At 68.4% G+C, this 13,771-nt stretch carries 13 protein-coding genes; 5 read left to right on the top strand and 8 right to left on the bottom strand.

What is annotated here, in order from left to right:
- Nucleotides 1–11: 11 nt before the first annotated feature.
- Both Q8N19_RS03965 and Q8N19_RS03960 read right to left on the bottom strand, forming a co-directional pair.
- The gene (locus Q8N19_RS03965) at nucleotides 12–239 is read right to left on the bottom strand and encodes a hypothetical protein (RefSeq protein WP_305588337.1); all 228 of its coding nucleotides are present in this window, start codon (nucleotides 237–239) and stop codon (nucleotides 12–14) included.
- Nucleotides 236–559, bottom strand: a complete 324-nt coding sequence (locus Q8N19_RS03960; RefSeq protein ID WP_305588336.1) for a helix-turn-helix transcriptional regulator — start codon at nucleotides 557–559, stop codon at nucleotides 236–238. The genes Q8N19_RS03965 and Q8N19_RS03960 overlap by 4 nt, the downstream gene beginning before the upstream one ends.
- Before the next feature lie 209 nt (nucleotides 560–768).
- Between Q8N19_RS03960 and Q8N19_RS03955 the strand changes: the two genes are divergently transcribed.
- Nucleotides 769–1,788, top strand: coding sequence for a GntR family transcriptional regulator (locus Q8N19_RS03955; protein WP_305588335.1), 1,020 nt, complete (start codon nucleotides 769–771; stop codon nucleotides 1,786–1,788).
- Nucleotides 1,779–2,531, top strand: coding sequence for a hypothetical protein (locus Q8N19_RS03950; RefSeq protein ID WP_305588334.1), 753 nt, complete (start codon nucleotides 1,779–1,781; stop codon nucleotides 2,529–2,531). Before Q8N19_RS03955 ends, Q8N19_RS03950 begins: the two co-directional genes overlap by 10 nt.
- 77 nt (nucleotides 2,532–2,608) lie before the next feature.
- Here Q8N19_RS03950 and Q8N19_RS16930 read toward each other — a convergent pair whose 3' ends face one another.
- Nucleotides 2,609–3,412, bottom strand: a complete 804-nt coding sequence (locus Q8N19_RS16930) for a helix-turn-helix domain-containing protein (protein WP_371133782.1) — start codon at nucleotides 3,410–3,412, stop codon at nucleotides 2,609–2,611.
- 738 nt (nucleotides 3,413–4,150) lie between these two features.
- Here Q8N19_RS16930 and Q8N19_RS03945 point away from each other — a divergent pair.
- Nucleotides 4,151–4,750, top strand: a complete 600-nt coding sequence (locus Q8N19_RS03945; protein ID WP_305588333.1) for a DUF4142 domain-containing protein — start codon at nucleotides 4,151–4,153, stop codon at nucleotides 4,748–4,750.
- 83 nt (nucleotides 4,751–4,833) lie between these two features.
- Here the strand turns inward: Q8N19_RS03945 and Q8N19_RS03940 are convergent, their stop codons facing one another.
- The 3 genes from Q8N19_RS03940 to Q8N19_RS03930 form a co-directional block, all read right to left on the bottom strand.
- On the bottom strand, nucleotides 4,834–5,928 hold the full coding sequence (locus Q8N19_RS03940) for an AI-2E family transporter (protein ID WP_305588332.1): 1,095 nt from the start codon (nucleotides 5,926–5,928) through the stop codon (nucleotides 4,834–4,836).
- A 30-nt stretch (nucleotides 5,929–5,958) separates the two neighbouring features.
- Nucleotides 5,959–6,969 carry an SDR family oxidoreductase gene (locus Q8N19_RS03935; RefSeq protein WP_305588331.1) on the bottom strand — a complete coding sequence of 337 codons (1,011 nt, stop codon included), beginning with the start codon at nucleotides 6,967–6,969 and terminating at the stop codon, nucleotides 5,959–5,961.
- 68 nt (nucleotides 6,970–7,037) lie between these two features.
- Nucleotides 7,038–7,463, bottom strand: a complete 426-nt coding sequence (locus Q8N19_RS03930) for an Lrp/AsnC family transcriptional regulator (protein WP_305588330.1) — start codon at nucleotides 7,461–7,463, stop codon at nucleotides 7,038–7,040.
- A gap of 120 nt (nucleotides 7,464–7,583) precedes the next feature.
- On the opposite strand from Q8N19_RS03930, the gene Q8N19_RS03925 reads away from it, so the two are divergent.
- On the top strand, nucleotides 7,584–8,684 hold the full coding sequence (locus Q8N19_RS03925; protein ID WP_305588328.1) for a saccharopine dehydrogenase family protein: 1,101 nt from the start codon (nucleotides 7,584–7,586) through the stop codon (nucleotides 8,682–8,684).
- Nucleotides 8,685–8,695: 11 nt separating this feature from the next.
- Nucleotides 8,696–10,225 (top strand): aldehyde dehydrogenase family protein, encoded by a 1,530-nt coding sequence (locus tag Q8N19_RS03920; protein ID WP_305588327.1) that lies wholly within the window; start codon nucleotides 8,696–8,698, stop codon nucleotides 10,223–10,225.
- Between the two features lie 5 nt (nucleotides 10,226–10,230).
- Here the strand turns inward: Q8N19_RS03920 and Q8N19_RS03915 are convergent, their stop codons facing one another.
- Nucleotides 10,231–11,451 (bottom strand): glycosyltransferase family 4 protein, encoded by a 1,221-nt coding sequence (locus tag Q8N19_RS03915; RefSeq protein ID WP_305588326.1) that lies wholly within the window; start codon nucleotides 11,449–11,451, stop codon nucleotides 10,231–10,233.
- Nucleotides 11,448–13,733, bottom strand: a complete 2,286-nt coding sequence (locus Q8N19_RS03910) for a hypothetical protein (protein WP_305588325.1) — start codon at nucleotides 13,731–13,733, stop codon at nucleotides 11,448–11,450. Before Q8N19_RS03910 ends, Q8N19_RS03915 begins: the two co-directional genes overlap by 4 nt.
- Nucleotides 13,734–13,771 lie beyond the last annotated feature (38 nt).

The following is a 13,771-nucleotide window of genomic DNA, read 5'->3' as shown; positions in this document are numbered from 1 at the left end:
CGTATCGGCGATCATCCCGCCAGCCGGATCGACGAGCTCTTGCCGTGGAACTGGCAGCCCACCAACGTCGACCAGGCGGCCGCATAGCCAAAGCCGAGATCCATCATAGCGCGAAGGACGGGCCATAACCGGACGCGTACGCTGCGCCAGGCCATCGGCCATCGCCAGACGGCTGAACCGGGGGCGGCCTTATCGAAGCACAGGCTGGCGGCCAGCGGCGTTCCGGGGGCGAGCGTCACGACTTACCGGTCCTGGTCCTCGGCGCGTGCACGCGGGATGGGCGCTTCGCGGCGGTGGCCTGCTGTGCCAGGAGCTCATCCAAACTGGCGGCGGCCGGCAGGGGAAAGAGCGCCGTCAGCCCTTCGTCGCATCGCAGCGCGACAGCGGCCTTCACCATGTCCTCCAGGGAGGCCTGGCCCTCATTCTCCAGCCGGCGCCAGGTCCGATAGGCGACACCGGCCCGCCTAGCGGCCTCCACCTGTGTCCAGCCCAAGGCCACACGGCGGGCCTTCAGTCGCCCCGCGAGGGATTGCAGAAGCTCAGTCGGGGTCAGAAGCATTGGCCATATTTGGACGATAAAACTGATATCGCCAAGTTAATTGGCCAAAATGGGACGGTCTTGGGAGGTTTGGCGGTGCAGTGCGCTTGGTTCTGTCGAACTGCTCTGAAAGCTCCAGGCAATGTCCCTCGATCGAGAGCGGGCCCGAAGCGTCCATTTCCATAACAGTACACTTGACGATAACATTGGTGATGTTAAGTTCGCGCGCAATGTTGCCGTTATGGAAGAGCAGGTGGGAGCACAGGCTCGCGGAAAAGGCTGAGGCCTACCTCCGGGAGAGCTTCGGCGCGGCTGCCCAGGTCGCCCCAGCCGCGCTCGCCAGCTTGCCCTATTTCATAGCCGATCAATACGCCCTTTGGCGCGCCGAGATCTTCGGGCGCCCCTACGTGCTGATGGCGCTACGTGCCGCTTCGAACGCCTCGGCTGAGGAATTGGCCCGCCATGTCCAGGTGGTCAAGGACCGCTCGAGCACACAGACGGTCGTGCTGGTTTTCGAAACCCTGTCGCCTTCGCGACGGCTGGGCCTGCTCAAGCGGCGGTTGGCGTTTATGGTGCCCGAGGCCCAGCTCTATGTCCCCGACGCGCTGTTGGACTTACGCGAGCGAGCGCCAAGAGCGCCGGTGCATGAGGTGGAAAAGTTCTCGCCAACCAGCCAGCTTGTCATCCTGGGCGCGCTGCTTAGGCATGAGACCGAAGCGCCGAGCGCCACTGCGCTGGCGAGCCGCTACGGCGTGGCGACCATGAGCATAAGTCGCGCGTTCGACGAATTGGAGGCGGCCGGAGTCGCCGAAGCCCGACGCATGGGCAAGCAGAGGGTGCTGACGTTCCTAAGCCATGGCCTGGACCTTTGGCAGGCCGCCACGCCCCGGCTGCAGTCGCCCGTCCGCAAGGTGAGGACCGTCGGCATACCCTTTCCCGAAACCTTCCCCGGGAAGGTGGCAGGAGAGAGCGCCCTAGCGCTTTACACCCCGCTGGCCCATTCGCGCGTCCAGCGTCTTGCCGTGGCCGCGGCCAACTGGTCCCAGCTGGTCCGCGACCACGGCTTGATCGTGCGAGACGCCGGAGATCCTGCTGGCGACGAGATCGAGACTTGGAGCTACGATCCAGCGGCTCTGAGCACCAGCGATGTCGTCGACGAGCTCTCCCTCTACCTGAGCACACGGGATCATCCCGACGAACGTGTCGCGCAGGCCGCCGACCAGCTCTTGGAGAACATGTCGTGGTCGTAGGCCTGGGCCATTGGCGAGCCCACTTCGCCGACTATGCCGATCGGTATGTGCTGGTGGGCGGCGTGGCCTGCGAACAGCTGATGGAAGAGGCCGGTCTGGGCTTCCGCCTGACCAAGGACTTCGACGTGGTGCTGCTGGTCGAACTTCTCGACGCGGGCTTCGCTGAGACCTTCTGGGCCTTCATCGAGGCGGGCGGCTACGAGCGTCGCGAGAGGGCCGATGGGGGAAAGCTCTATCGTTTCCAGCGTCCGACGGCATCCGACTATCCGCAGATGATCGAACTCTTCTCGCGGGCGCCCGAAGGGATCGACCTGGCGCTGGGTAGCCAGTTTACGCCGCTGCCGATTGACGAAGCGGTCGCCAGCCTGTCGGCGATCCTGCTCGACAGCGGCTACTACGATTTCTTGCGCGAGAATTCGCGCTTCGTCGACGGCCTGCCGCTGCTGGGCGAGGCGGCGATCATTCCGTTCAAGGCTCGCGCCTTTCTCGACCTCACGGCACGAAAAGCCGAGGGCCAGACGATCGACAGCAAGGATGTCAGGAAGCACCGGAACGACGTCTTCCGCATCATGCAGCTGCTGCCGGAGGGTGAAGTCCAGGCCTTGCCTGCAGCGATCCGTGCCGACATGAGCGCCTTCGTGGACGCCGTGGCCAGGGACGACGCCTTCAAGCCCTCCGACTTCAACGTCAAGCTGGAGCCGGCCGAAGCCATATCGCGCCTCGCCCGCGCCTTTGGTCTTTGATCGCGCCGGTTCTGGGACTTCGCGCCGAACTTGCGGGAGTCGTCTCTGTCGGCATCGCGCCCACTTGGTCCGCGGTCTCACCCCAGACCTCGAAGATCGGGTCCAGCAGTGGCCGTGGCATATCCTGTCCGTGGCTTGAATGGTGCGACAGGAAGCTGTGCTTGAACCCCCGGCCTTCGGCGGGAGAGACCAAGCGCCGCGCCGCCTAGGGCGTGGTGGCTGTCGGGCTCATGGACGATGCGAATACCCAGACGGTCCAGGTCGCGGCCAATCCGGTCGCGTAGGGCTCTCGCGGCGACCCCAAGACGGCAGACGATCGCCTGATCGTCGGGCCTCCACCCGGCCGGATCCAGGTAGCTGATGGTCGCAGGTTCGCCCAGGGCTTGGACCACGATCTGCCGGACGGCCTCGTCGGCGAAGCGCTTGGTAGTCGTCCGTCGGGGTTGGCCTGCCTGCACTCGGCCCGATGGGGGTAAGGGGGTAGATTCGGGTACTGAAAGGGTAGGGGGGACACCACTGTCCGCCTTTCGCGCCCACCATGTCCGCCTTTTGCCGGCAATGGAGGACACTGGTGTCCGCTTTTCTGCGGCGGGCTCTGGCTCTACCTGCCCTGAGGAGTGCGGAGGCTCAGATGGAACGCTATCGAGTGCGGCCGAGAGGACAGGAGCGTAGATGTTCGCCTTGCCTCGCCCGCGAGAGATGCGAACCGTGAGGTAGCCGGCCTTGACCAGCTCCTCGGTCGCCCGCCGTATGCTGCGCACCGTGACCGACAAGGCTCGCGCGAGGGTCTCCTGTGCGGGCCACGTGGTATGGCTTTTGCCGAACATATGGGTGAGGTGGCAGGCTAGTAGCCTGGCGAGCTGTCCCAGGTCTGGATCCACAATGACGCGCGCCTGCCAGGCGAGCTTGGCGGCGGTGAAGTAGCGAGGATCTGAGAGCGCCGTCACGAGGAAAGTCCCCGGCGATTCGGGGCGTTTTCAGGCCCCAAGCGGTTTGCAGTGGCCGAAAAACCCTCAACAAAAACAAACCCCCTAAAAGGGGGTGGTTTGCAACTTTCCTCAACGAAATCAACGCAAAACCTCAGCCTACGAATCTGAGGGTCGGACGTTCGAATCGTTCCGGGCGCGCCACTTCTTCCAACAATCCAATCCCATAGCGCTCCCTGCGAGCAGATAGCCTCTGATCAATGGGCGGCTCCACCTGAGATTCGACCAGCCAGGAAGGGCGAGGTTTGATGCCGCCGCTCAGGACCTAGCTTGGAGGGCGTGGGATGGCGCCGATTGCGGAGATCGCGCTGAATCTCTCCTATACGGAAACGAAGGTGTGGGCGCGGGTCTATGCGCCTGTGCGCACGGCCTCTCCAGGCCCTGGCGCTCGCCCTGAAGGCCATGTCGTCCTACCTCTACGGATCAGAAGCCTACCAGACGAAGCAACTCGGAATCGGCGGCGAATCTGGTGGAAATCTATCCTTCCCGGCTCCGAGTAGTCTCCACGACACCGCCCCTTTTTCATTCTGAACGTTGAAGCACCTGCCCTCGGCGACCGCCGTCAGGCCAGTGCAGATTGGAACCCTTCTGCGGTCCCACGGATTTTCCCTCGAGCAATTGAGGGAGCTGAATATGAAGCGCTATCTGATCGCCACCGTCGGCGCCGCCGCCCTGCTGGGCCTGGCGGCCTGCGGTGATGGGACTGACAACACCGCCGTCGGCCAGACCGAGCCGGTCAATGCGGCTCAGGACGCCACCTCCGCGGTGGTGGGCCAGACCTCGGCCGCGACCCTGGGGGCCAACACCGTCGGGGGTTATGTGAGCAATGCGGCCATCGGCGACATGTATGAGGTCGAAGCCGGCCGCATGGCCCAGGAGCGAGGCGTGCGCGCCGAAACCAAGGCCCTGGGCGAGATGCTGGTCAGCGACCATACCGCCGCCGCCGAACGCATGGCTGGCCTGGCCCGGGCGGCCGGCGAAACTATTCCCACGGAGATGGATGAGCGTCGCAAGGGCCTGATCGACAATCTGCGCGCCGCGCAGGGGGCCGAGTTCGACCGGGTCTTCGCCGCCCAGCAGGTGGCCGCCCACCAGGAGGCCCTGACCCTGCATGAGGGTTTCGCCGACAATACCGACCATCCTGAGCTGGCGGCCCACGCCCGGGAGACCGTGCCGCGTCTGCAGGCGCATCTGGAGCGCGCCCGCGCCCTGGAAACGGCGACGGCCCAGTAGTCGACCATTCCTGCGGGGAACTGAAGAAGATCGGAACCCGCCGCGAGCCTCTCGCGGCGGGTTTTTTCTGATCTCGGTCGCGCCTATTCGCCCGGCACGTGGGCTGGATCGCCCAGGGTGTTGCGGATGTAGAGGATCTTCACCATCACGAAGAGCACCACCAGCAGGGGGGCGGCGAAGATCACCCCCAGCGGGCCGAACAGCACCCCAAAGCCAAGCACGGCGAACAGGGTGAGCGCCGGGGGCAGGGCCACGGCCCGCTTCTGGATCAGGGGATAGGTGAGATTGCTCTCGACCTGCTGGACGATGATGTAGACGAGGATCGTCCAGACCACCATCATCGGCCCCGCCTGCAGGGCCAGCATGATGGCCGGAACAACCGAGACCACCGGCCCGACGATGGGGACAAAGGCGGCGAGGGCGGCGAACAGGCCGAGCGCCACCGGCGAGGGCAGGCCGATGATCGAGACGCCGATCCAGGTCAGCACGCCGACGATGGTCATGGAGACGAACTGCCCCAGCAGCCAGCGACGCAGGGCCACGCCCGAGACGTTCATGGCGTGGCGCATGGGCTCCCGCGGGCCGGCCGGCACCAGGCTCAGCAGGCCATCCCGGGAGTTGCGCGGGCTGATGGCCAGGTAAATGCCGGCGAAGATCACCACCACCAGATTGGTCACCGCGCCGGCCACCGTCATGGCGTAGCCGCCCACCCGCCCCAGAATACTCTGGATCGGGCCGGCCGCCTCCCGGGCTGAAGCCAGATCAAAAGACTGTAACTGCGCCAGGAAGTCCGCCGGCAGCGGCAGCTGGGCCAGACGGGCCTGCAACTCCTCGGCTGACTGGGGCAGGCTGGCCAGAAGCTCCTCAACCTGCTCGGCGACCGTGGCGCCGAACAGCCAGCCTGCGGCCGACAGGAGGCTGATGATCAACAGGCCGGCCGCCAGCAGCGACAGGCCCTCGTTCAGGGGCGTCAACTTGTAGATGGGATCGCCCAGGGCGCGGAGCAGGACGGCCACCAGGATGGCGCCGAACACCAGCAGCATGACATCGATCAGCTGCCAGGCCACCAGCAGCACCACGCCGACGCCCACCAGAAAGAGCACGCGGCGGACAAAGGCGGGGGAAACTGAGCCGCTACGAGGAGGGGAGGCCGCAGGTGTCGGATCAGGGTCGGCCAAGGGGCGCCTTCGGGTCTGGATTTTTCAGGGTCAGTAGCCGCCGATGATCGGCAGGATCTCGCCCGTGATGTAGCTCGACATCTGGGGGGACGCCAGAAAGACGAACGCCGGGGCGATCTCTTCGGGCTGGGCCGGGCGGCCCATGGGGGCGCCTGCGCCAAACTTGCTGACATCGGGGCGATCGGCGGGGTTCAACGGAGTCCAGACCGGGCCGGGCGCCACCACATTGACCCGGATGCCCTTGGGAATCAGCTGGGCCGACAGGGACCGGGCGAAGGCGTGGATCCCGCCCTTGGTCATGCCGTAGTCGAGCAGCTCGCCTGAGCCTTGCAGGCCGACCACTGAGCCGGTCATCAGGATGGCGCCGCCGGGCTTCATATGCGGGACCGCCGCCCGGGCCATGTAGAAATAGCCATAGAGGTTGGTCTTCAGGGTGCGGTCGAAATGGGCGTCGGTGATCTGCTCCAGGTCTCCCGCGTGCTCCTGGAAGGCGGCGTTATTGACCAGCACGTCCAGGCGGCCAAACGCCTCCAGGGTCTGCGCCACCGCATGACGGGCATAGGCGGGGTCGGCCACATCGCCGGGCAGCAGAATGGCGCGACGGCCCTCCTTCTCCACGGCCGCCTGGGTGGCCTGGGCGTCCTCGTGCTCGTTGAGATAGGCGATGGCCACATCGCAGCCTTCGCGGGCGAAGAGGATGGCGACGGCCCGGCCGATGCCTGAGTCCGCGCCGGTGATCAGGGCCGCGCTGCCCTCCAGCTTGCCCGAACCCCGGTAGAAGGGCGCGTCATACATGGGGGCAAGTTTGAGGTCGGCCTCCAGTCCAGGCTTCTCCAGATGCTGCTGAGGCAGGGGCGGGGCGGGATAGGCCCGGGCGCCGGCCTGCATGGCCTTCGGCGCATCGCCGTCTCCATCCCCGTCGCTCTCCGCAGCGTCCTGGCGATCGATGGTTTTCTGGATGCCCCGTTCCTCGCGGGCCACGCGCTCTGCGTCGTTGCGGAAAGCGTCGGCCGCGGAGGGCTTGGCGGTCTGGTCGTTCATGGCGGAGTCCCTCTCTGACGGACCTCCAATCCGCAGGCGCGTCCGAGGGTTCCGATGGGGCGGCCGGCTCAGCGCTCGAACTTGGTCGACAGCACGATGGAGGAGTTGGTCCGCTCCACGCCGTCGAGCCCGCCGATCTCATCAATCAGGGTGTCCATGGCCGCCACGTCGGGCGCCGAGACCGAAGCGATCAGGTCGAAGGCGCCGCTGACGGACTGCAGCCGCCGGACGCCCGGCATCCTGCGCATGGCGCCAGCCACGAGGCCGGCGGCCTTGGGGTGGACGGTGAGCATGACAAAGGCGTGGATCTGTCCCTGTTCATGGGCCTGGGAGGTGCGCACGGCATAGCCCGCGATGACACCGCGCCGCTCCAGCCGGGCGATCCGGCTCTGCACCGTGGTGCGCGAAAGACCCAGGCTGCGGGCCAGCTCGGCCACGGGCGCCCGGGCGTTCTCCTGCAGTCGGGCGAGCAGGTGCTGGTCCAGATCATCCATCATTTCGCCCATAGATAATGGCATAACGCCGAAACAATGGTCGACTTACGCCGAAATGGCAATTGAGAGCGACGCGACTCTCAGTGACCCTGTTGAGGAGCATCCGGGAGGGACAGGGTCATGCGCAAGATCGCAGTGGTTGGGGCAGGGAAGATCGGGTCGGCCGTCGCCGACATGCTGCGCGCCTCAGGGGCCTACCAGGTCGCCGTGCTGGACCGGGATGCAGCGCATCTGGCGGCCCTGCCGGCCGGCGACGGGGTTGAGCGCGTCTGCGTCGATGTCAGCGACTCTGCGGCCCTGGCCGGCGCCCTGGAAGGCGCCTTCGCCGTCATCAGCGCCGCCCCCTACCAGCTCACCGTGCCCATAGCCCGGGCGGTGAAGATGGCCGGCGCCCACTATCTGGATCTGACCGAGGATGTCGCGTCGACCCGGGAGGTGCGCATCCTGGCGCAGGGCGCCGACAGCGCCTTCATCCCCCAGTGCGGCCTGGCGCCGGGCTTCATCTCCATCGTCGCCAGCGATCTGGCCCGACGGTTCGATGATCTGCACGAGGTGCGCCTGCGGGTCGGCGCCCTGCCGCGCTATCCCACCAACGGGCTGAACTACAATCTGACCTGGAGCACCGAGGGGGTGATCAACGAGTATTGCGAGCCCTGCGAGGCCATCGTCCAGGGCCGCCGCCAGGAGGTCGCCGCCCTGGAGGGGCTGGAGGAGTTCGCCCTCGACGGGGTGACCTATGAGGCGTTCAACACCTCCGGCGGCCTTGGCAGTCTGTGCGAGACCCTAGCCGGCAAGGTGCGAAACCTGAACTACCGCACCATCCGCTACCCGGGCCATGCGGCGGTTATGCGGACCCTGCTGGATGATCTGGGACTGCGCCATCGCCGGGACCTGTTGAAGGACATCCTCGAACATGCGGTGCCGGCCACGTTGCAGGACGTGGTTATCGTCTTTGTCACGGTCAGCGGGATGAAGGGCGGGGTTCTGATGCAGGAGACCTATGTGAACAAGATCTATGCCCAGCCCGTGGCCGGAACCCAGAAAAGCGCCATCCAGATCACCACGGCGGCCTCGGTCTGCGCTGTCGCCGACATGCTGGCCAGCGGCGACCTGCCCGCCCGCGGCTTCATCCGGCAGGAGGACATTCCCCTGGACCGGTTCCTCGCCAACCGATTTGGCTGCTGGTACGCCGGCGCCGACCAAGCCCTGCAGACCGCCTGAGAGGGGACCCCATGACGCTCAGCTTGAAACCGGCGCCTGCTCAGGACGCTGCCGCCGATGTCGCCGCCACCCTCGAACGCCTGGGGGTGGACCGGGCGTTGTGGCAGGGGGGCGAACGGACGGTCACCTCCCCCATCACCGGGGAGACCGTCGCCAAGGTCCAGGACGCGACGGCCGCCGAGGTCCAGGGGGCCATTGAGGCGGCCCAGGCGGCTTTCCTGGCCTGGCGCAAGGTTCCAGCCCCAAGGCGCGGAGAGATGATCCGCCTGCTGGGCGAGGAGCTGCGGACCGCCAAGACCGATCTTGGGCGCCTCGTCACGCTTGAGGCCGGCAAGGTGGTCTCGGAGGGGCTCGGCGAGGTCCAGGAGATGATCGATATCTGCGACTATGCCGTCGGCCTGTCGCGGCAGCTGTTTGGTCTGACCATCGCCACCGAACGGCCCGACCACCGGATGATGGAGACCTGGCATCCGCTGGGTGTGGTGGGCGTCATCACCGCCTTCAACTTCCCCGTCGCCGTCTGGTCGTGGAATGCGGCGCTGGCCCTGGTGTGCGGCGATCCGGTGATCTGGAAGCCCTCGGAAAAGACGCCCCTGACCGCCTTGGCGGTGCAGGCGGCGTTCGACCGCGCGGCCGCCCGGTTCGGCGACGCGCCGGCTGGTCTCTCCCAGGTGTTGATCGGCGGACGCGAGGTGGGCGAGGCCCTGGTGGAAGACCCCCGCCTGCCGCTGGTCTCGGCCACCGGCTCCACCGCCATGGGCCGGGCTGTGGCGCCACGCCTGGCGGAGCGCTTCGCCCGCGCCCTGCTGGAGCTGGGCGGCAACAACGCGGCCATCATCGCGCCCTCGGCCGACCTCGACCTGACTCTGCGCGGCGTGGCGTTTGCGGCCATGGGCACGGCGGGTCAGAGGTGCACCACCCTGCGCCGGCTGTTCGTGCACCGGAGCCTCCAGGACGCCTTCCTGCCCCGGCTGAAGGCCGCCTACGACTCAGTGGCTGTGGGCGACCCCCGGGCAGATGGCGTGCTGATCGGTCCGCTGATCGATGAGGCGGCCGCCCAGGCCATGGCGCGCGCGCTTGAGGAGGCCCGCGCCCAGGGCGGCCGGGTCCATGGCGGCCAACGCCTGGAGGGACCTGGCGTCTATGTCCGCCCCGCCCTGGTGGAGATGCCGGCCCAGAGCGCGGTCATGCTGCGCGAGACCTTTGCGCCCATCCTCTATGTGACCGCCTATGACGCGCTGGATGAGGCCATCGCCGCCCAGAACGCCGCGCCCCAGGGCCTGTCCTCGGCCATCTTCACCAATGATCTGCGCGAAGCCGAGCAGTTCACCTCGGCCTGGGGGTCGGACTGCGGCATCGCCAATGTGAACATCGGGCCTTCAGGCGCTGAAATTGGCGGGGCCTTTGGGGGCGAGAAGGAGACCGGCGGCGGCCGCGAGGCGGGCTCGGACTCCTGGAAGACCTATATGCGCCGGGCCACCAATACGGTGAACTTCGGGGTCACCCTGCCGCTGGCCCAGGGGGTCCGCTTCGACCTGTAGGGGACTCAGCGGCCTTGGGCGGCGCGCATGGCCGCGGCCTTGACCGCGTCGGGCAGGGTGGTGAACCAGGCCTGGGGGGACAGGCGTTCGGCCACCCGCGCGCGGCCGGCGGCGCCCATCTTGGCCCGCCGCTCGGGATCGGCCCGCAGGGCGCGCAGGGCGGTGGCGGCCTGCTCCAGGTCGGGCTCGGCCCAGCTCTGGCCGGCATAGATGCCCTGAGGATCCTCCACAGGCGTGGGACTTGAGCCGATCATCACCGCCACCGCCTCGTCCAGGAAGTCGGTCACGCCGGACCAGCCTGTGGCCACAACCGGCGTGCGCAGGGCCAGGGCCTCGGCCGGGGTGAGGCCAAAGCCCTCGGCCCGGTGCAGGGAGATCAGCACGTCGGAGCCGGCGATCAGGCTCTTCACCGCCTCATAGGGCCAGACCCCGTCAATGATCTCCACATTGGCGGGCGCGGCGGCCCGCAGCGCGTCCAGATCCTGCGGGAAGCGCGCGCCATTCTGGGTCTTGATGACCAGCCGGGCCGAAGCGTCGTCGCCGAAGGCCTTGGCGAAGGCGCCCAGGGCCCCTTGCGGGTTCTTCCGGGCGGCCGAGGAGTTGAAGTCGAACAGGCTGACGGCCTGGAACTCGGCCTGCCGCGGCGCCGGCCTCACAGAATCGTAGTCTTCCAGGAACAGGGGATGGGGCACCACGCGCACCGGCGCCCGCGCGCCCGCTAGGGCCTGGGCCACATATCGGCTGGGCGCCCAGACCTCATCGACCATGGCCGCGTCCCTGAGCCAGGAGGCCGGCGCCTGGGGAAGCTCCCAAGCCCAATAGCCGAACCTGGGACCGATCACCCGGGTCGGGCCGAGCTGGCCGAGGGCTGCGAGCAGCTCCGGCGGATTGAGGTGGAAGATCCAGGCGCTGGCCGGCGAGGGGGCCGGACCCCTGGCCTCCCAGGTCAGGGCGGCGCCGGCCATGTCGACCTGCTCCACCGGCGCTCCCAGGGCCTCGAAGGCCCGCGCCGCCAGCCGCGCCGAGGCGGCGATTCCGTGGGAGCCGGACAGATAGCCGACGACCCGCAAGGGTCCGCCCGCGGCGCCGTCCGCCCCATGGGGCTTGCGGGCCTGGCGGCGGACATGGGCTTCCAGCAGGGGCGAGAGGACAGGCTGAGCCGCCCGGCGCAGCGCTTCCGGCGCCAGGCCGCGCCAGGACCGGCGAAGGTCGCCGAGCAGGCTCATGAGGCCATCAGTTCAGCCAGCTGCGCCTGCAGAGGAAGGTCGGCTGACAGGATGTCCACTGGCCTCGGGCGCGTCGTTGCGGCCGGCGCGTCGCTCCACACCTCATCGACGAACCCCCAGGCCGGGTGGTCGTCGGCGAGCGCGGCCAGGGCCGCGGCGCTCCAGACGGCGGCGGCGCGGCGCCAGGAAACCCCCTGGGCCACCAGGATCTGGGCGTCCGCCGCGACGAAGCCCGGGCAGGAGCCGAAGACCACGATATCGACCTCTACGGGCCCGACGGGCGCGCCATCCGGACGGCGCAGACGGCCTGACCCGGCCTCGCAGATCAGCACCCCGCTCGGCCAGTCGGCCATGGCCGGGGTTCGGTGGGGGACCACCACAACGGCGGCGGCGCGGCTGCGGTTGGGCCGGCGGCCGGGCGCGCGGGCGCCCCGCACGCTCAGCCGGGCCAGACGGAAGAGCAGGCTGTGGGTCAGGGCGTCGGGAAGCCCCTCGGGCTCGATGTCGTATTCCTTCAGCCCGCCGCCGATCAGCCAGCGAAGATAGGCCAGCCGGCCGATCACAGTGTGCAGGCCAAACAGCCGCTGCAGGTCTGGCCGGCTGTCCCAGATGCGCAGCAGCACCCGGGGGAAGGGATAGGGGCTCGACAGGCTGCCCACCAGCCGGTCGCCTTCGCCCCGCACCGCCTGGCGCAGAACGTCCGGCCACCGGGCCCGGACCGCGACCCCGTAGCCGGCGGAGATCTGCAATCTGAGGGGCGAGAGCTCGCCAGAGGCGGCGCGGGCGAAGCGGGCGGCCTCCAGCAGGGGGGCGGGATCCTGGCTGAGATCGAGCAGGCTTGGGCCATCCAGCAGGTCGGGCGCGAACCGCCCCGCCTCGGCCTCGGGGCCCAGCAGCCAGGCCAGCAGGTCTTCTGGCGGTCCGTCTGCGAACCGCGCGCGCAGATCGGCCCGGGCGGCCAGCATGCCTGCGGCGGCCCGCGGCCAGGGGCCGGCGGCCGGCTGCCTAACCCAGCCGCTCACCTCGGCCGCGGCGCCGGTCCACGGGGGCTCGGCCTGCGGCCAGGCCGCGGCTCGCCTTGCGCCGGCGCGCCAGGCCTCAAGACGCGAGCGGGCCGCCGCCGCCGAGGCCGGGCGGGTGTCTGATCGGTCGGCGAACCAGGCGTGGAAGGCGAGCCGCCCGTCGAGCGACTCCCGGGGAAAGCGCACCGAGGTCTGGGCCTCGTCCCGCCAGACCTGGTCCATTTCCCGGGTGACGTCCGGCAGACCGTCCACCGCCGCCAGGGGCTCGGGCGCGTCCATCCACGCCTCCACCGCCGGGCAGAGGCCGTCATCGAATCCCTCGCCGGCCTGGGCGGCCCGCAGGGCGCGACGGCGCATGGCACGGCTGACCGGCCGGCCGGAGGGGAAGGCGGCGTAGCCGTAGGTGATCTGGCTCGCCGCATCGTGACCGTTCTCGATCAGGGCCTGGGCGTAGTCATCCAGCAGCTTGGCGAGGGGTGAGTCAGCGACCACCACGATGCGGTCCTGGTGCTTGCTCAGCACCTCGGGGCGTCGGGGGTCGAAGCCGGAAAAGTGGAAGAAGCCCAGGGGCTGGCCGTTGACCCGCCAGCCCTGCGACCCGTGGGCCAGGGTTCGGCCCTCCAGGTTCCAGTAGGCGATGTCGAGGCCTGGATCGCGCAGTATGGCCACATCGCTGACCAAGCCAGGCGCCAGATCCATCCACTTCTGGTCGGTGAACAGGCCGCCCGCGAAATCCACCCGGCAGTCGAAGCGGCACTTCTCGGCCCACCAGTCCATAAGGGCGAAGATCTCGCTCGTCCGGCGGGCGGCCAGGAAGCCGAGATTGTAGGCCCCTGACGTCAGGATGGTGTGGTCATTGGGGCTGGCCTCGCCCGCCAGCGGCCGGGTCAGGTGCGGGATCAGCGCCAGGGGCGCCTGGGCCAGGGCCTCGCGCACCGGCGTCAGGGGCCCGTAGACGAAGATATCGGGGTCCAGATAGGTGACCGAGGTGACGGCAGGCTCGGCCAGCAGGTGGCGGAAGGCGTGGGGCTTGATGGCGGTGTTCAGTTCCAGAGCGTCGTAATAGACGCTCATGGGTCCGATCGGGGCCCCGGTCTCGCTGGCCTCGATCACCCGGGCGAAGGGGGCGAGATCAGGCAGGGGGCCGTCGGCGGCGATCACCACGCGGGCGGCGTCCGGCTCGGCGGCGGCCAGGCTGCGCATCAGCACCTTGGCCTGCGCCGCATAGTTCCGCGAAACGATGGTGAAAACGACGTCCAAGGGCGAGCTCCCGACGGCTGCGCCTGTCTAACAGCGGG

This window comes from Phenylobacterium sp., assembly GCF_030693405.1.
Classification (GTDB): Bacteria; Pseudomonadota; Alphaproteobacteria; order Caulobacterales; family Caulobacteraceae; genus Phenylobacterium.
The sequence above is the reverse complement of the archived record's forward strand: the minus strand, read 5'-3'. Positions and strand labels throughout refer to the sequence as shown.